Here is a 17,091-nt window from a genome sequence, read left to right as displayed (position 1 = left end):
GAAAATCGCCAGCATGATACAAACGACGTCATTATACACGATCACCGTGGAATTGACAAGATGGCACGCGCTGTCACACCACCAGGGCAGCCTGCCCGCGCACGTCGCGCAGGCGCTTGGCTACTTCGGCCTGCCCCTGCTGTTCCATCATGCCCGCGACTTCATCCAGGGCGGCCAGAAAATCAGGTGTCAGTTCAGCGCGCCGCTCAACCAGCAATTTGCGGGTGCCGCTTGGGTATTCGGTGGTCAGTAGTTCGTTGATGAATTGCACTTCAGGCGGTTGCGCCGACTGCATCTGCTGCATGATCGTCTGCATGATCGCGTTGAGACGGTTGGCCACAGGACGGTTGCCGCGCTGCATCGCCGCCTCCAGGTTCATCTCCAGCACCTGCATGAACGCATCGTCCACCCGATCCCAGTTCTCCTGCAGGAGGGTCTGCGGGTCAGGCGCTTGCAGCAGGTCGCGCAGGAACGTGCTGGCCTCTTCGAGCATCTGGCGGCTGGCCTGGTCAAGTTGCGCGGTCAGCGCCAGGATGCGCTCGCGCAGCGAGGTCAGGCGCTGGGCTGTTGCGGTGTCGCCAGCCGCCTGCGCCGTTTCGATGCGGCCGGTCAGCTCTTGATAAAAACCATAGTCAATCAGCGGACGACCGGCCATGACATAGGCCTCGAGTTGATCGTCCTCGGCGGCCACGATCATGTTCAGGAGTTGCTCCCGCGTGGTCTGCTGGTTGATCTGGCCGACGGCTTCCTGCTGTGCCCTGGCCTTGTCACCAAACGAGGTCTGCGGTAGGATCTGTTGATAGAGCGCGGCAAACATGTTGGCAGACTGGGTGTCGCCCTCGGCTGCGTATTGCTCCACCATGGCCGCCAGCATGGTGAAAAAGTTCAAGTCCAATTTGGCATCGTACTCTTTGGCCATGGCCTGCAGCGCGTCCGCGCTGGTCGCGCCGCGCAAAATGGTCTCCAGCAACTGCATCCGCTCACGCTGGGCGCGCTGCATCTCCGGCGTGATGCCGTCGGCAGCCAGGATGGCCTCGACCATACCGTTGAGCGTGATGAATTCCTTGGGCTGGAAGAGATACGCCCGGCGCTGCTCCGGCAGCAGGCTGTCCACCAGGTGTCGGTTGAGATCGCCGATCATGCGCTGACGATCCCTGTTGGCCAGGTTGATTTCGTGTGGTAGGAAAATGCCCAGGAAGTCCTTGCTGCCATCATGGTAGAGCAGGGCGCCGCCCATCTGGAAAGTGCGTCGGCAGTTCGGGCAGGTCGCTGAATTCAGGCGGCCCGACAAAAACTGCCCCTTGAGGTCGGGGTTCTGGCCCACGTCAATGATACTGTGAATCTCAACCGGTACGGACGCCCGGCAATAAGGGCAGGACGTCGTTACTTTTTGCGCAGCGATCATGTTCGCCTTCCTTTCGCGGTTCTCGCTTTCGTGTCTCTCGCTTGTTTACATAATAAAATCATCGGCGCCAATGTCAGCACTCATCGGCGCGCAGGGCGCTCGCGGTCAGCCAGCCGTGGATGCCAGCCAGGATGCGGGCCGTCGGGTCGGGTTCCGCTTCATACCAGTGAATGGCCGGGTTGGTGGCGCGGAACCAGTTGCGTTGCTGGCGCACGAAGCGGCGGGTGTTGCGTTTGATTTCCACCACGGCCGCATCCAGGGTCAAATCACCGACCAGGTATTGCCCAATCTCCCGGTAGCCCAGGCCAGTCAGCGCCGGCTGGGTCGCTTGCAAGCCAAGTCCGAGCACGCGCTGGCGCACCTGCTGCACCTCGGCCACCAGCCCCTGGGCCAACATAGCATCCACCCGCGCATCGAGGCGTGCGTAGAGATCAGCGACGGGCCGCTGCAGGCCAACCTGCCAGACCCGATAGGGCGGCGGCTGTCGCGTCTGCAATTGGCTGATGGGCTGTGTACTGGTCAGGCACACTTCCAACGCCCGAATGACGCGGCGCACGTTGCGCCCATCTATGGCCGCCGCGGCAACCGGATCGAGCACAGCCAGGCGTTCATGCAGCGCCGCGGCCCCGTGCCGGACCGCGTCCGCTTCCAGGCGGAGGCGCAGGTCAGGGTCAGGCGCGATCGCGGTCAGCGTCCAACCTTCCAGCACGGCCCGCACATACTGGCCGCTGCCGCCCACCAGGAAGGGCAAGCGCCCGCGGCGCAGAATATCATCAATCGCTTGGTAGGCCAGGTCCCGAAACTCAGCCAGGGTCAGCGCCTGCTCCGGCGGCGCGATGTCCAGCAGATGATGGGGCACCAATGCTCGTTCGGCGGCGGTAGACTTGGCGGTGCCAATGTCCATCCCCTGGTAAACCTGGCGCGAGTCAGCCGAGACAATTTCACCGTCCAGGGCCAACGCCAGCCGGATGGCCAGGGCCGTCTTGCCCACGGCGGTCGGTCCCACCACGGCAATCAGCGGAGGCAGGGCAGGGTCGGGCGGGCGTGTCTCATTCTCCGACGACATTTTGGAGCACCGTGATGCGCTGCAGGTGACCGGCGTGATCGAGCACAATGGCGACGACGTCAATGCGCCAGGCGCCGGTCCAGCCGGTGGTTTGGACATAGGTCTGCGCGGTGGCAACCAGGCGCGCCTGCTTGGCGGGCGTGACCGATTCTTCGGGTGTGCCGAAGGCGGCGCCGCGCCGGGTACGCACTTCGACGAAAGCCAGGACGCCGGCATCCTCCCCCACCAGGTCAATTTCGCCAAAACGGCAGCGCCAGTTGGTGGCTCGAATCGTGTAACCCTGGCGTTGCAGTTCGGCGGCCGCCAATAATTCACCGCGAGCGCCCAGCCCCTGGCGTGCGGTGGTCATGCCTGCTGCTCTGCCGCCCAAGTTGCCGGCGGTTGGGGCGTTGGCAGCACGCGACGAAAGCTCAGTCGGTGCTCAGGACATGGACCGACGGTGGCCAGCGCTCGCAAGTGCGCAGGCGTGCCATAGCCCTTGTTGTGCGCAAAATCGTAGGCCGGAAAGGTGTCGTGCAGAGCGGTCAGCCAGCGGTCGCGCGTGACCTTGGCCACGATCGAGGCCGCGGCAATCGAGAGCGAGCAACTGTCCCCTCTGACAATTCCTTTTTGTGGCACCGGAAGCTCCAGGGTCAAGAAATCAATCAACAGAAAATCGGCTGGCATGCCGAGGGCATGCAATTGTGCGAGCGCGAGCTGCATCGCTTGCCGGGTTGCCGGCACGATGCCAATCCTGTCAATCTCAGCGGCGGCCACATAACCGACACCTACACCACGCGCAACCCGGTGAATGGCGACGGCCAGGCGCTGCCGTTGGCGTGTACTCAACTGCTTGGAGTCATTGACCTCAGCCAGCGCCGGCGGCACATCGCTTAGGATGGGCAAGACCACGGCGGCTGCGACCACCGGCCCGGCCAGCGCCCCGCGGCCCACCTCATCCAGCCCGGCCACGGTGCCGTAGCCCAGTTGCCAGAGCTGGGTTTCTTCGCTCAGGTCAGGCATAGTTGCGCGCTCCAAAAACAAAGCGCAGGGAACATCCCTGCGCTCTCACGCTTGGCGAAGTGAAAGGCACCCCGCACCCCGGCGAACGAGCGGCGACGACGGACTAGTCGCGCAGCTCACGCAGGCGGGCGGACTTGCCGCGGCGCTCACGTAGGAAGTAAAGCTGGGCACGGCGCACCTTGCTGTGCCGCAGGACTTCGATCTTGTCCAGGCGGGGCGAGTGCGACAGGAACGTGCGCTCGACGCCAATGCCGTGCGATGCAATGCGGCGTACGGTGAACGATGAATTGACACCGCTGCCGCCCTGCAGGCGCATGATGACGCCCTGAAAAATCTGCACACGCTCGCGGTTGCCTTCGATGATGCGCTGATGCACCTTGACCGTGTCACCGATTCTCAGCGCCGGCATGTCGCTGCGCAGTTGTTCTTGCTCTACTGAAAGCATCAAAGTATTCGTCATGATGACCCTTTCTTCTTATGATTCCTACGGTCTGTCTTTGCCATTTTTTGGTCTTGCGTCGAATGATCTCTGACGCTTGCAGTCCCGGTCGCAGCAGGCCCTTTATGACAAGCGGAACCCGGTGGCATGGGCCGCCGGGTCAGACTTCGCACATGGTTTATTGCCGTGTTGACGCACGATTGGCGATTATAACATGGAGTAACACAACCGCCAAATTATCGGTGGTCAGCGCCTCGGGCGCGATGCCGAATGGGCAACGGACGGCCGTCGCGCCCGAGGCGTGACCAAAGCGCGGACTACGGGCAGGGGGTGGGCGTGGGCGCAACATCGAGGTCGGTGGCTGCATCGGCTGTGGTTGCGTCTCCGGGGTGAGATTCGGTGCCAGGTACAGGAGGAACCGACGCAGTATCTGCGCTGTCAGGCCGGGCTGGGCCTTGATTGACTCGGTCCAGTATTGCCTCGCGTTCCGCCGGGCTGAGTTGTTCGGTTGGCCCTGCGGCAACGGTCAGGTCGTCTACGCCGACAGGGCTGGCGTTGGCCTGCCCGCTCTCTTCAGCGCCGAGGCTATCTCCGATCACAGCCGTGGGTGTGGGGCAGCCGGTTTGGTCGGCTTGACCGCCGGTATTGCTCATGGGGGCCTGGAAGGTGCAGGCGCCCAGGGCAAGCGCCACGATATTGGCGATGGTACACATCTTGAAAGTGCTCCACTGTCTTGTTGTCATCATGTTGTACTGACTCCTTTGGATGATTGACTCGCAGACTGCCGAAGTCTTGCAGACTTCCGAAGTCTCACTCTCGTTGAGCCGCGTCCAAGACGCTTGCCTGGCGCGATTTGTTCAATTGCGGACGCACGGCGCAGGCCACAGAAAAGTCCGGCGTCGCATGTGCGACGCCGGACTTCTGGTCCGTCAGTGGCTCAGGAGGCGGGCGAGGGGCCGCCGCCATCTTAGGTCTATCTCAGGGTTTAGTAGCCAGCCCAGCGGCTCCAGTTGTAGTAGTCGCGTGAGCGGCCGAAGGCGAAGTAGACCGGGGCGCTGCAGACGCTGCAGTTGGTGCTGCCGGGGATGTAGTGAGCGCCGGCCACCCAGTTATTTTGACCGGGTTGGAAGACGCGCACCGTGTTGTAGTCGCCCCATTTGTTGTCAGAGGGGCGCGCGCTGCTGGAGATGACGCCATGGAGGCTGAAGCCTGGCGGCGCGTTGGTGAAATCATCGGCGATGATGTAGCCGACGCGCGACTTCCAGCTATCACTACTCTGCGCGTAGTCCATGACGATGCCCAGGTCACCACGTGCATTGGCCGCCACGCTGGGGTAGCCGTAGCAGTAGCTGGAGCTCCAGATGTAGGGCCGTCCCTGGCTACCGCTGACCTGGGACAGGGTGTCTTCGTAGACCGCGTAGCCATTGATGTAGGGCTGCGTGAAACTGCCGCCCTGCTGCACATTCCACCACCAGCCGAGAATCTTACGGCCGTTGACGTTGAGGTTGGCGTGGTGCAGTTCGTAGCGTGCACCGGCCAAGAGGCGGTCGCTGGAGCGGCCCATCCAGTTGCCGCTGCTGCTGCCGCACTGATGGCTGCTGCCATACGTCCACGCCGCCACGCTGTTGATGACCTGGTAGGTGCTCGTCGAATTCTCCGGCCAGCGCCAGATGCTGATGCGGTTGTAGGGCGAGCTGGTCGGGTTGTTGGACGCAAAGTACATGACATGGTCCGCGCCCTGCACCGGCACGAAGGTGAACCACGAGGTGCTGGAGGTGTAGTTGTAGCTGAACCCGGAACAGGAGCGCAGGGCATCCAGCGGGAGACGCAGCATTACCGTGCGCGTCCAGGAACTGTTGGCGTTGAACATGTTGTAAGCGATGTACGCGTAGTCTGCGCCCAATTGGATGTGCGGATAGTCCCACCATTGGTTCGTCCAGCCGCTGTTGGTGTTGGTGGGGTAAAAGTCATAGGCGCAGAAGGAGGCCGCGCCGTTGGTGGAGACGCTCAGGCGGAAGCGATTGACGCCGGAGGCATTGGCTACGCCCTGGCGCAGCCACAGGAACATGTCACGCGCCTTGTCGTACTGCACAATCTGGTCACAGCAGAAGTCGGACATGTTGGTGTACGCGTTGATGTAGCTCCACGTCGAGCCGCCGTTAACAGAACGCGCGGCAAACCAGTTGCCACTGTAGAAGGCGTACTTGCCGCCGACGCCCAGGCTGGGCTCGAGCACGTTCGACTTATTGCCACTGGGGATGGTGCCGCCGAAGGCAACGTTACGATAGAGCTGGGCATCGCCAGGCGCCAGCGGCGCCTTGTCGGCGTTGGCCGCTTCGGCCAACGTGGTCTCGGAATCAGCGGCCGGGGCGACGTCCAACTGCAGACCATCGCTGGCCTCGGCAGAGTCGAGATCACGGGCTGGTCCCGGCAGATTGACGCGGTCAATGTTGAAATCCAACTGAGCCTGCTGTTCGCTGCTCAATTCTGGCATCTTGTCCGACCACTCTGCGACTTCTTCAAACGGCGCTGCAGCCACAGCGGTACCAACGTTTTCGGTGGAAACGAAGCCCTCCTGGCTGCGCTGCGCATAAAGCGGCATGCCGGCCAAGACGACCATGACGATCAGGGCCAGACTCATGGCCCGCAAGCGACGACTAAAGAGACTCATACGATCCTCCTGTGACAGATGCAAACTAAACTCGACGCGCCGGCTTGCCTCGCTATCATCACCAAGCGGGAAACCGACAATCGTCTTTGGACTTTATATGAGGGGGCATGAGGGGACACGTGGTAAAGATCCGAGGGGTCAGCCAAATGTTGTTCGATAGGTCGTTCGCTGCCTCCTTGCAGTTGCCAGTGCCTGGTTTCTGTGTTTGGGCGTCATGTGGCGGTGATGACCTTGGAGTACGCCCACCTGGTGGGTTGACGACGGGATGGTAGGGACTGTGGTACAAACATTCGGGAACGTAACGAGATTATAACAGACCACGGTCGGCGATTCTGTAAGAACACTGACTTTGGCTCCGTCTGTGCCAACCATGCCGCGGGTGCTGATAGTCTGTCAAGGAAAGCATGAAAGCATGAAAGCATGACGAGACTTGACATTTCCTACCAAATCTGGTTGACCGTACACGCCTGATCCCAGGCGGATGCGGCCAGCGTGACATCGAGCAGGTCAATTTGCCCGTCGTAGTTCAGATCGAGGCTGGCATCCCAGCCAGGGGTGAGGAGATGGGTGTTCCAAGAGCCGGCCACGCGTTGCACATCATCGGCGCCGCTGCGGCCGTCCTGATTTTGGTCTACGCAGGCCGGCGAGGCCAGGCGCCCCAGGGCCAGGACGCCGCCGCCATCGGCGCGGTAGGTTTGGCCGCCGGGCGTCACGCTGAGTGTCTGGCCGGCGCCGGCCGGCTGCACGGTCAGCGTGACGCCGGCATTGGGCAGCAGGCCGGTGATCAAGAAGGCGGTGACAGTGGCCGGCAGGCTGACGCTGAACGCGCCACTGTCGCCAAAGTTGACGGGAAACAGGACGGCGGTATCGCTGATGATCGCGCCAGCGTAGGGGATGCCGCTGGCGCTTTGCACGGCGGTCACCGGCGCGGGCGCCGCGCCCGCGTCCAGGCCCTGCAGCACGTGCAAGAAGCGCACCGCGGCCGGGCCGCCCGGCGCTTCCACCTGCAGCCGGTAGTGCATCATCTCCCCGACCGCTGTTTCATCGTAGCCGGCGCCGTTGGGAACGCTGTTGTCGAAGCTCAAGGCGGCTGTGGGTGGCAGCAGCGTATCTACGGCCAGGATTTGGCCGGCAGGCGTGGTGACGGTGACGTGATGTCCAACGATGATCGGCGCGGCCGGCAGCATGAGCCAAAAGCGCTTGAAGCGGTTGGCGCTGGCTGACGCGGCGCGGTCGTAAACCACGATAGTGTCAGGCTTGAGCCAGACGATGGCGCGCTGCGCCTGCAGGATGGCGCTGGAGTTGGCGTCCGGGTTGTTGTAGAGATTGGCAGCGTCGCCGCTGGCGTAGACATAATGCGGCGCCAGGCTGTGCGCGAGCCAGGTAGGATCGCCGCCTGGGCCATAGGCGTACTGCGAGCCGTGCGCGTAGTTGGCCTGCCAGAAGCTGATACCGGTGTTCGGCGGGTCGTTTTGCAGAGCCAGGGTGTTCTTGTAGTCGGAGTTGCCCGAGAAAACGCCGTAGCCGGCCCATTGCTTGGTCAGCCATTCGCCCTTGCGGTAGAACTCGAACATGTTGCCGGTGCCGTGTTGGTGATCAATGCTGTTCCAGCCCAGCTTGTAGGTGAACCAGCGCGCCTGGGCATCCCAGCCGGTGCGGGCTGAGAGCAGCCCGACGCCCGGCGCAAGATACTCGGTGGGCAGGGCCGGGCGTGGGTCTGCGACTGGAGCAGCGGCCGGATCGAACAGCATGAAGTAGAGCACACAGTCGCGCACATGGTTGAAATCGCCGGCGCGCTGAACGAGGTGTGCGGCGCCGCCGGGCGCCAGGTGAGTCTGCGCCCAGCGGATGGCGTCGCGGCGGGCGCTATCGCCGCGATAATCGGCGTAGAGGCCGAGGGCGCCGAAGAGGGTCATCGTGTCGCGCATCCAGACATCCTGCGCATCGCCAAAATCGGTGGGCAGATGGACCGGCCCCATGTACTCCAACCCTGGCAGGATGCTGGGCACGGGGCTGAGCAACTGCATGTGGCCGGGGATGACCGCGTCCCAGAAGGGATCGCCGTCCAATTGCACCTGCGGCCCCCAGACGGCGGGATCGGCCTGGCCGGCCGTGTAGAGGGCCAGCATCAGTTCGGCCGCGCGACCGAGGCCGGTGGGGCCATAGGCAGCGCCTTCGGGCGAGATGCCGCCGCCAGCCTGGCTGAGGGTCAGTTGACGGTGCATGTAGAGCCAGGCGCCGGTGGCATCCGCCAGGTAATCCTGCACCTGATCCCCAACCACGTTTGGATTGCCCGGATCATCGGCCGCGTCCAGGGACATCGCCATCAGGCCGATCTGGTTCATGTGCGCATCGAAGAAATTGTTGGCCGCGGTGCGGAAGCGGTCCGCATCCGCGAGCAGGGCCGGGTTGTTCAGCAGCCACACCGGCTCTGGGTGATCGAGACCGGAGGTGGTGGCGACCAGATTCTCGTTGAGCCAGCGCAAGAAGACGGTGCGAATGGTGACCTTGTCTTGCGCCGTCAGCGAGGGGTAGATCCAGTCAACGGTGAGTGGGAAGGCCTCGCCGAAGAAGAGGGAGCGCATATTGGTAGAGAAGTTGGCGCCCCGGTAATGGCTGTCCTCCGGGGTGGGGCCAAGCACCGCCTGATCCATGATGGTCATGAGCAGGGTGCGGGCGCGTTGCGCGTAGTCAGCACGGATTGCCGGGCTGTTTTCAATCAACGACATGAAGGCGAACAGTTCCGCGCCCCATTCGACGGGGTACGCATAGTAGGCGCCGAAGGTGCAGCCGCAGTCTTCGGTGAACAGGCGGCCATCGTCCATGCGCGCTTTGTAGTCGAGCGCGAGGGCCTGAATGCCCTGGGCGTAGATGGGGTTGGACGGCACGGCCCAGGCGCGCAGGCGCGGTAGGTCAGCCGGGCGCAGCCACAGCCGTGGATGATCGGGCGGTAGGTTGGGCGTGGGCGGCGGGGTGACGGGCGCTGCCGTGGGCGACGGCGTGGGGGTTGCCGATGCGGGCACGCCGGTGCTCGTGGGCGTAACGGTGACGACCGCCGGCGTGGGGGTCGCGGTCGGCGTGGCGCTGAGGGGGGTGGGGGTTGCGGTGGCATTGTGCTGAGCCTTCCAGTATTGCAGCAGTTGCAGCAGGGCTTGCGGTGGATTGGCGGGCGGCAGTTGCCCGGCCTGGTCGGTGGTGTTCAGGCCGTGGCAGGAAGTGCAGACGCGCACCTCGCCGGGCTGGAAGGTGATCCAGTAGCGTTCGCGAATGACGCTGGCGCCGCTGCCGTCGGTCAGTTGCCAGGTCATGGCGCGGCGGGCGGGAACAAAGGCCGCGGTCGAGCCATCGAGCGCGACGGCGACGCTGCCAGTGGGACCGCCGGTCAGTGGGTTGTTGTTGAGCGCGGCGGCGTCGTGCAGGGGTTGGGCAAGCACGCGGCGACCGGGGAAAGGCGTCTCGCCACAGCAGCCGCTGAAGCCGCGCAGTTGATCGGCCTGGAAGAATTGCAGATGGCCCAGGTCGTAGATGCGCCCGCCTGTGCCCAGGGTCTGCGCGCCGCCGGGCACTCGCAGGTTGAACGGCTGCTGTTTATCCAGGTCGTCGCGGGTGGTCACGTTGCGGCTGACAGCGAGGGCGAGCTGGTTTTGCACCAGGTAGGCGCGCAGCTCCGCCACCGTGACGCCGGCCTGATCGAACATCTGCTGCTCGGGCGCAGCCAGCGGCGGTGTGGGACGGCTGGGGATGGGCCGCGGCCGAACTTCAACCGGGTTGAGCTCCCAGAGGGGGCCGCTGTAGCTGATGTACTCGTCGGGCGACCAGTAGCCCAGGGTCTTGGTGATGCCGGTGGTGAGCAATTGGCCGCCGACCCAGTAGCCGTTGGCGCCGAGGGTTAGGGTCTTGAGGCGAAAATCATAGCGGGTGTCATGTGGCCCGCCCTGGTTGCCTTCGGCGCGTGTTTCCGGCGTATGCACGGCGAGCAGGGTGCCATCAGCAAGGGGCAGCGGCTCACGGTAGTGACCGGAGTGATTGGGGTTGGGCGGGTCGTTATCCTGGCGATAGCTGGCGGTGGCGCGATGGGTCACGTAGGTCACGGCGACATGATCGGCATCGAGCCCGGGCGGTACCGTCATGCTGATGACCTGGCCGGAGGCGTGCGTGCTGAATTCGGGCGCGTCCACACCGTAGTAGGCGCCGGGGTGCAGGGGGTCTTCCTTGATTTGGAACATGTTGTTGATCAGATTGGGGTTGAAGCGGCCGATCTGCCCGTAGTAGTCAATCAGGTTGGGGTCATCGGTCAGCGCCCGCGGGATCCAGCCGGCCAGTTCGTGGCGCCCCAAGTGGTTGATGGTCTCGCCTTCGCTGCCATCCTCGTTGATTTGCCAGGGGAAGAACTGGTTGAAGGTGTGTCCGGCCAGGTTGGTGCCGCCGAGCAGATCACCGCGACAGGGGCGCGGCTCCGGGTAAACTTCGCTGCGGTCATCGAGGCGCACGGCCGCGGCCGATTCATCAGAATAGTTGAAGGTGCCGTAGTAGCTGCTGGCGCAGTTGGCGCCGGTGCCATAGTTGGCGTCGGCGTCGGCCTGCTGGTCACGCTGCAGGTGATCCCACTGGGTGAAGAGCACGCGGCCGAAGCTGTCAATGATGGGACCGAAATCGCCGGAGGGCGCGTGGTTGAGCAGGCGCAGGTCGCCGGTCTGGGGATCAAGGCTCCAGAGTCCGGTGTTGGTGGGCGCCAGTTCGTACTCGTCACGCTGGGGGTAAAGATGCGCCGCGCCATCGCGTGGCCGGTCCGAGACAAAGATGATGCGCTCGTTGCTGGCGTAGAGCGGGTAGATGTTGTTGAAGTTGGCCGGCTGATTGGGCACCAGGGTAATGATCGGGGTGTCGGCAGGCCCCAGGCCGGTGATCTCGTAGAGTTGCCAATAGACGGTAATCCACTGGTAGCGCTGCGTGGGCGCGCCAATCACCATGCTGAAGAGGGCTTTGCTACCGCTCCAATGCACAGCCGGATCACGCACGGCGATGGCGGTGGCGCCCTGGAACGCGCTGGGCGCACCGTAGCCGGCCGCGGCCGTCAGGTTCTTGAGACTACCGTCCGGATAGCGGATCCAGAGGTCGCCGCCACGGGCGACGGCTGACATGTCGGTGCCCTGGTTGCCGAAGGTGGAGCCGATGGTGGTGAAGTCCGAACGGATGGGCGGTTGTGCGACAAACAGGATCGGGTAGGGCAGGGTGGTCGGGTTTTCTGGCGCGCCAGGTTGGGCGGTTGGATCATCACCGGCCTGGACGGGCGCGCAGATGAGCAGGCTGAGGCAGAGGCTCAGCAGTAGGGTACGAACCGGGATTGGGTGAGACATGGTACTCTCCTTAGGGAAGCGGGATAACTAATTCAGAAAGCACCGGAGGGCGCCGGTGCTGGGATAAGTGTCGTTTCGCGTCGGGATGGCGCCATAAGTAGTGGCCCTGCGCTGACACTGCGCACGCATTTGGTTCCCCGGACGCGTCTACGGCCAGGTCACCGATGGCCAGCCAGGTTCCCGGCTGTGGGCCGAGCAATCGTCGGATGATCTGAACGCCAGTCTACCACGAGTGCGGCCGCGATACCTGACATTTCTTGCCAGACAGGAGAGGTACACGGATTGACACAGATTGACACTGATCGCTTTCGTGTCTGTGTTGATCTGTGAAAATCCGTGTACCAAAGATGACGCGGTAACAAACAAGCCGGAGGCTTGTGTTACGGTGCGACGTAGGGCAGGTAGCTGCGTCGCTGCGAAGCGCCGCCGGTGGGCGTTGGCGTTGGGGTACGCGTGCGCGTGGGGGTGGGTGTGGCCGTGGCTGCGCCGCCGCCTTCGGTCAGGTTCTTGCCGCTGGCAACCAGACCAAACGGCTGTGCGCTGCCCTGGGGCACGTTGAAGCCCTTGACGCGCACGGTGTAGGCGCCGCTGGGTGCGTTGTCCAGGAAGACGGTTTCGATCACATTGTTGCGGTCGGCCGACCCGCCGCCGTTGCCGTGGTAGACCGTGCCGGTGGGCCCGGTCACTTCCAGATCCAGGTCATTGACGAGGGCGTGCGTAGTGCCGGGATTGGCGGGGTAGTCCAACCAGGCCAGGGTGATGCGCAGGGGGCCGCCGCCGCTAATCGGGGTGGCGGTGGGGGTTGGTGTGACGGTAGCAGTGGCCGGCGGGCCGCTTTGCACATCGAAGCTGACATCGTCAATGAAGAAGCTGGAAAGGACGCTGTCATCGGTGACGACGCGGAAGCGCACGCGCACCGTCTTGCCGCGGATGGCCGTCACCTGGCTGGGGGTCAGGGTGTAGCTGGCGTACTGCCAGGCATCGGTGGGCGGCACCGCGTCAATGTCTACCGCATCCACGTAGTGCGAGCCGTTGACGGGATCAATGATCTGCAGCGCGAAGTAGTCGAAGCTGGCGCTGCTTTCGTCGGTGGTGGACCAGTACCAGAATCCCAGGGTGGCGCCGGTGGCCGCGGCCGAGACATTGACCGATTGGAAGAGCTGGTCGTCGGCGTCATGATAGCCGCCGAGCCAGGCCGCGTAGCTGCCGCTGTGCGGCGCCACAGGCAGGTCATTGGCATGGTTGATGATGGGCGTAGGCACCTGGGTGGTTTCGGTCCAGCCGTTGTGATACTGCTCGAAGCCGCCGTTGATCAGCATCTCGGCGGCCGGTGCATAGGCGACGGGGCGTGCTCCGCCACGGCTGTCAACTGCGGCCACATCAGCTGCGGCGGCCGCCGCGTTGTTGATGGTCATCTGGTAGGTTCTGACGCCGCCTGTCGCCAGGCCGGCGGTGTCGTTCTTCAGCACAATTTGGATCGGCGAATCAGGCTTGACGCTGGCGGCCACGTCCACGCGGCCCCAACCGGTGACGCTGTTGGGCCGACCGTTGGGCACTTCCTGGGTGGCGCCGCCGCCGTATTGGCCGGGCGCCATGTTGTGCGCGCCGTTGATCAGCGCGGCCTTGACCAGCGCGGCCAGGGGATTGGCGATGCCGCGCACGCTGATGATCCACTGGCGCACCAGCGCGGTGGCGCCGGCGGTCAGCGGCGTGGCCATGCTGGTGCCGCCCTCGTAGAGGTAATTGCTATCGTACACGCCCCAGCCTGTGCCCGCGCCGGCGCCGTGTGAGCGCACCGAGACGATGTTGGTGCCGGGCGCGACGATGTCAGGCTTGATGCGGGCATCGTCGGTTGGTCCGCGGCTGGAGAAGCCGGCCAGCCCTTCGGCGTTGTCCGAAAGGCGGTCAGAGCTGATGGGGCTGGCGCTGAAATCGCCCGGCCAACAGTTGCCCCACAGGCTGCACGCCCCGCCGGGGTTGTAGCCGCCGCTGCTGCGCAGATTCTCGCTGGCGCCGACGGTGATCGCGTTCTTGGCCGTGCCCGGCGAGGCCATGGAGTCGGGGTCAATCACGCCGTTGCCGTTTTGGTCGGTGCCTTCATTGCCCGCGGCGAAGAGGATCACCATGTCCTGGTGCGTCCAGGTGAATTGATCCACCTCCTGCGCGTTCGCGGTATAACCGCCATATGGATTGCCTGCTGACCCGGTGGGGCCGCCCCAACTGTTGGTGTGGATGCGTGCGCCGTCGTTGTACGCCACCTGGAAGAGGTCGTTGAGGTCGTCGGGAATGCCGCCCAGGCCACCGCTGGAGTCCTGCAGAGATTGGAAGACGAGCTGGGCTTCAGGTGCGACGCCGGCAAAGGATGCAGCGTAAGTATGAGTTGCCGGATTGCTGCCCGAATTGACGCCATTGCCCAGCACCGAGCCGGCCACGTGCGTGCCGTGCGCGCTCGGATCGCTCCAGTTGTTGGTGCGCCCCAGGGCATAGGTGCTGACGATGCGGCCGGCGAAATCGGCGCTGATGGTGCCGAGGCTGCCGGTGTCGAGACCGGAATCGGCCACACCCACGATCTGACCCTGCCCGAAGAGGTTGACGCCCTGGGCGGTCATGCGCTGCCAGGCCAGGTTGACGTTCATGATGCCGCGACCGACATCATTGCTCAACGTCACGGGGTAAACCGGCTCGATCCACTGCACCGCATCCACCTGGGCCAGGGCGGGCAGCGCATCGGCGTTCAGGCGCAGGCGCAGCACAGGCCCCCAGCCGTGGTCAGAGGCTGTACTGACCTGCGCGCCCAGTCCGCTGAGGGTTGCGAGCAGGCTGTCCTGATTTTCGCCGGGAAAGCCGAGCACGCGCAGATCGAGCGCGGCGTTGGCTGACGCTGCTTCCGCAGTCAGAGCCGGGCTGAGCTTGAAGGCCGGGTAGTAGGCCCCGATCCAGCGCACCTGCGGCATCTGGCGCGCCTGCGCCAGGCTGGCCTCGCCATGCACCCGTACCACAAACGCATAATCAGGGATGTAGATCAGCGGTTCCAGTCCGGCGCCGGCCAGCTCGGTTTTCCACGCCTCTTCGATGGGGCCGCGGAACTGCACGATCTGATAGGGCGCTTTCTCCGGGTCCACCAGGCCGAGGGCGCCGGCGGGCATCTTTTGCTCAACCTCGCGCGGATCGAAGGTGGCCCATTGCAGGCGCAACAGGCTGCTGCCTGTCTCCTGCGCGCGGATGCGCGTGGTTGCCACCAGCGCCGCGCCAAGCAGGAGCACGACGATCAGGAAGAGATAGAACCTGGGCGGGGAACTACTTGGCGAATGGGTGGAAGGTGCTGCAAAACTGTCGTCCATCGTAATCTCCTTTTTTGGGGGATAGGGGATTGGGGGAAAGGGGGATTGGCGACCGCGCCGGTCAGGAGGTCAGCACAATCATCTGGGGATCAACCAATTCTAACTGGTCCGGCTGTAGAGTGCAGGAAGCTAATCATACATCCAGGGGCGCGTCAGCGTCAAGTATGGCTGGCGTTGGGGTGAATGTCAAGCGGTGACATTTTGATTGTGCATGGGGGCATGTTACAATTCGTGGCAGAGGGCCTTTGACGCCGGCCTGGCGCTGGGCCGTGAGGCGCAAGCCTGTTCTTGACGTGCGGGGTTCAATCCGATGGATAACGTAATCGTTTGTGTCGTTCAACAGAAGATGCGGCTGCCGGCCGATCTGGCCGATTTCGAGCATGAGCTGCGGCGCTTCCTGCGCGTGGCGCAGGCAAAAGGCGCGCAGTTGATTATTTTTCCCGAACTGGCCGGCATGATGGCGGCGCCGCCGCTGCTGAACAGCCTGCGGGCCGGCCTGCTCAAGCAGGCGGATCGCGGCCGCCAGAACCGCGCCGGATTCTGGGAGCGCGCGCGCAGCAAGATGGCTTCTGGCACGGCCGGCCTGCTTGGCTCCGATTTTCAACGTGAGCTGGGCCGCTTGCTCGACCAGAACAGCCACACCCTGTGGGACAGCTATGCCGATTTGTTCGGACGCCTGGCCCAGGAGTTCAGTGCGACCATCGTCGCCGGCAGTCTGTACGCCGTGGACAGCACCGATGGTGGTATTCGTAATGTGGCGACGGTGTTTGGGCCGCAAGGCACGGTGCTCGGGCAGCAGTCACGGGTGGTGATGGTGGCCGAAAATACGGCGCTGGCCGAAGCAGGCGACGGTTGGACGGCGATTGCCACACCGGTCGGGCGCCTGGGCCTGCTCCTGGGGCCAGATGTGCTTTATCCGGAGGCGGGGCGCCTGCTTGCTTACCAGGGCGCAGAGATGATCATCAGCCTGGGAGCTTGCAGCGAACCGGCCCTTTACCACCGCATGCGCGCCGGGCTGCTGGCACGGGTGCAGGAAAACCATCTGTACGGTGCGATCAGCTTCATCGTTGGCTACAACCCATTCACGCCGGGCGAGTCCGAACCGTTCATCGGGCGCAGCGCCATCTGCGCGCCGCTGGAATTCACCAACCGCTACACGGGCATCATGGCCGAAGTGGGCGCGGAAACGACCGAGGGCATCATCTCGGCCGCGTGGGATTACGTGGCCCTGCGCCAGTTGTGGGAAACCAGCGTGGTGCCGGTGCGGCGGACGATTCCGCTGGCCGTGGCCGCGCCGGTTTTCATGAACATCTACCAGCGCGGGGCGGCGCAGTTGCCTTCGCCTGAAGATGCTGCGCCGCCGCTGGCCCTGCCCGCACCAGTAGCGACGGCCACGTTGGAGCCGGCGCGGGAGGACGCTACGCGGCCCCTGGACCTTGACGATCTGCCGGTGATGGGGATGAGCGAGGCGCCGATGGGGACGGAACCGCAGGAGTCAATCCCACTGTCGGAAGAGCGAGAAGAAGACACCGCCGCGGAGGACGCGGCCAGGCCGCGACGCTGGCCCTGGCAACGCTAACCTGAAAATAGCATCGTCGCCCGTAGGTCACGTCTCCGGCGTGACGGCGCTCTCTGCACCAGATCACACGCTCCTGCCCCAAAGCCGTCCGGCCAGGAGGCCGGACCTACAAAGACAGCCGCCCTCTTCCCCCCTTCTCTTCCCAGGCGAGCCAATGCCTGACAGGCGGCGGCGGTAGACCTACAAAGACAGCCGCCCTCTTCCCCCCTTCTCCTCTCCGCCGCGCGGAGA

General features: G+C 64.1%; 10 protein-coding genes. 1 reads left to right on the top strand and 9 read right to left on the bottom strand.

All coding sequences use genetic code 11. The annotated features are described in order from the left end of the window. Nucleotides 1-73 precede the first annotated feature (73 nt). The 9 genes from IPM84_27310 to IPM84_27270 all read right to left on the bottom strand — a co-directional run bounded on the left by IPM84_27310 (nt 74) and on the right by IPM84_27270 (nt 15,281). On the bottom strand, nt 74-1,405 hold the full coding sequence (locus tag IPM84_27310; protein MBK9096398.1) for a hypothetical protein: 1,332 nt from the start codon (nt 1,403-1,405) through the stop codon (nt 74-76). Nucleotides 1,406-1,478: 73 nt separating this feature from the next. Next, nucleotides 1,479-2,471: a tRNA (adenosine(37)-N6)-dimethylallyltransferase MiaA gene (miaA, locus tag IPM84_27305; GenBank protein ID MBK9096397.1), complete on the bottom strand. Its 993-nt coding sequence runs from the start codon at nt 2,469-2,471 to the stop codon at nt 1,479-1,481. After that, nucleotides 2,455-2,820, bottom strand: coding sequence for a YraN family protein (locus IPM84_27300; protein MBK9096396.1), 366 nt, complete (start codon nt 2,818-2,820; stop codon nt 2,455-2,457). Before IPM84_27300 ends, miaA begins: the two co-directional genes overlap by 17 nt. Beyond that, entirely contained in the window at nt 2,817-3,473 is a 657-nt protein-coding gene (locus IPM84_27295) for a ribonuclease HII (GenBank protein ID MBK9096395.1), read from the bottom strand. Before IPM84_27295 ends, IPM84_27300 begins: the two co-directional genes overlap by 4 nt. A 103-nt stretch (nt 3,474-3,576) precedes the next feature. After that, nucleotides 3,577-3,933, bottom strand: a complete 357-nt coding sequence (gene rplS / locus IPM84_27290) for a 50S ribosomal protein L19 (protein ID MBK9096394.1) — start codon at nt 3,931-3,933, stop codon at nt 3,577-3,579. Nucleotides 3,934-4,229: 296 nt separating this feature from the next. Further along, a complete protein-coding gene (locus tag IPM84_27285) occupies nt 4,230-4,658 on the bottom strand; it encodes a hypothetical protein (GenBank protein MBK9096393.1) in 429 nt (142 codons plus the stop codon). A 239-nt stretch (nt 4,659-4,897) separates the two neighbouring features. Then, on the bottom strand, nt 4,898-6,583 hold the full coding sequence (locus tag IPM84_27280; protein ID MBK9096392.1) for a hypothetical protein: 1,686 nt from the start codon (nt 6,581-6,583) through the stop codon (nt 4,898-4,900). A gap of 440 nt (nt 6,584-7,023) precedes the next feature. Further along, nucleotides 7,024-11,940 (bottom strand): hypothetical protein, encoded by a 4,917-nt coding sequence (locus IPM84_27275; protein ID MBK9096391.1) that lies wholly within the window; start codon nt 11,938-11,940, stop codon nt 7,024-7,026. A 380-nt stretch (nt 11,941-12,320) separates the two neighbouring features. Continuing rightward, entirely contained in the window at nt 12,321-15,281 is a 2,961-nt protein-coding gene (locus IPM84_27270) for a S8 family serine peptidase (protein MBK9096390.1), read from the bottom strand. 310 nt (nt 15,282-15,591) lie between these two features. On the opposite strand from IPM84_27270, the gene IPM84_27265 reads away from it, so the two are divergent. Beyond that, nucleotides 15,592-16,860, top strand: a complete 1,269-nt coding sequence (locus IPM84_27265) for a hypothetical protein (protein MBK9096389.1) — start codon at nt 15,592-15,594, stop codon at nt 16,858-16,860. Nucleotides 16,861-17,091 lie beyond the last annotated feature (231 nt).

This window comes from Candidatus Amarolinea dominans (assembly GCA_016719785.1).
GTDB lineage: Bacteria > Chloroflexota > Anaerolineae > SSC4 > Amarolineaceae > Amarolinea > Amarolinea dominans.
Note: the sequence above shows the minus strand (reverse complement) of the source record. Positions and strands in the feature narration are given on the sequence as shown.

What these genes read in the sequence shown, in the direction of transcription:
- IPM84_27310 (MBK9096398.1), bottom strand. Translation starts at nt 1,405, where the DNA reads ATGATCGCTGCGCAAAAAGTAACGACGTCCTGCCCTTATTGCCGGGCG.
- miaA (MBK9096397.1), bottom strand. Translation starts at nt 2,471, where the DNA reads ATGTCGTCGGAGAATGAGACACGCCCGCCCGACCCTGCCCTGCCTCCG.
- IPM84_27300 (MBK9096396.1), bottom strand. Translation starts at nt 2,820, where the DNA reads ATGACCACCGCACGCCAGGGGCTGGGCGCTCGCGGTGAATTATTGGCG.
- IPM84_27295 (MBK9096395.1), bottom strand. Translation starts at nt 3,473, where the DNA reads ATGCCTGACCTGAGCGAAGAAACCCAGCTCTGGCAACTGGGCTACGGC.
- rplS (MBK9096394.1), bottom strand. Translation starts at nt 3,933, where the DNA reads ATGACGAATACTTTGATGCTTTCAGTAGAGCAAGAACAACTGCGCAGC.
- IPM84_27285 (MBK9096393.1), bottom strand. Translation starts at nt 4,658, where the DNA reads ATGATGACAACAAGACAGTGGAGCACTTTCAAGATGTGTACCATCGCC.
- IPM84_27280 (MBK9096392.1), bottom strand. Translation starts at nt 6,583, where the DNA reads ATGAGTCTCTTTAGTCGTCGCTTGCGGGCCATGAGTCTGGCCCTGATC.
- IPM84_27275 (MBK9096391.1), bottom strand. Translation starts at nt 11,940, where the DNA reads ATGTCTCACCCAATCCCGGTTCGTACCCTACTGCTGAGCCTCTGCCTC.
- IPM84_27270 (MBK9096390.1), bottom strand. Translation starts at nt 15,281, where the DNA reads ATGGACGACAGTTTTGCAGCACCTTCCACCCATTCGCCAAGTAGTTCC.
- IPM84_27265 (MBK9096389.1), top strand. Translation starts at nt 15,592, where the DNA reads ATGGATAACGTAATCGTTTGTGTCGTTCAACAGAAGATGCGGCTGCCG.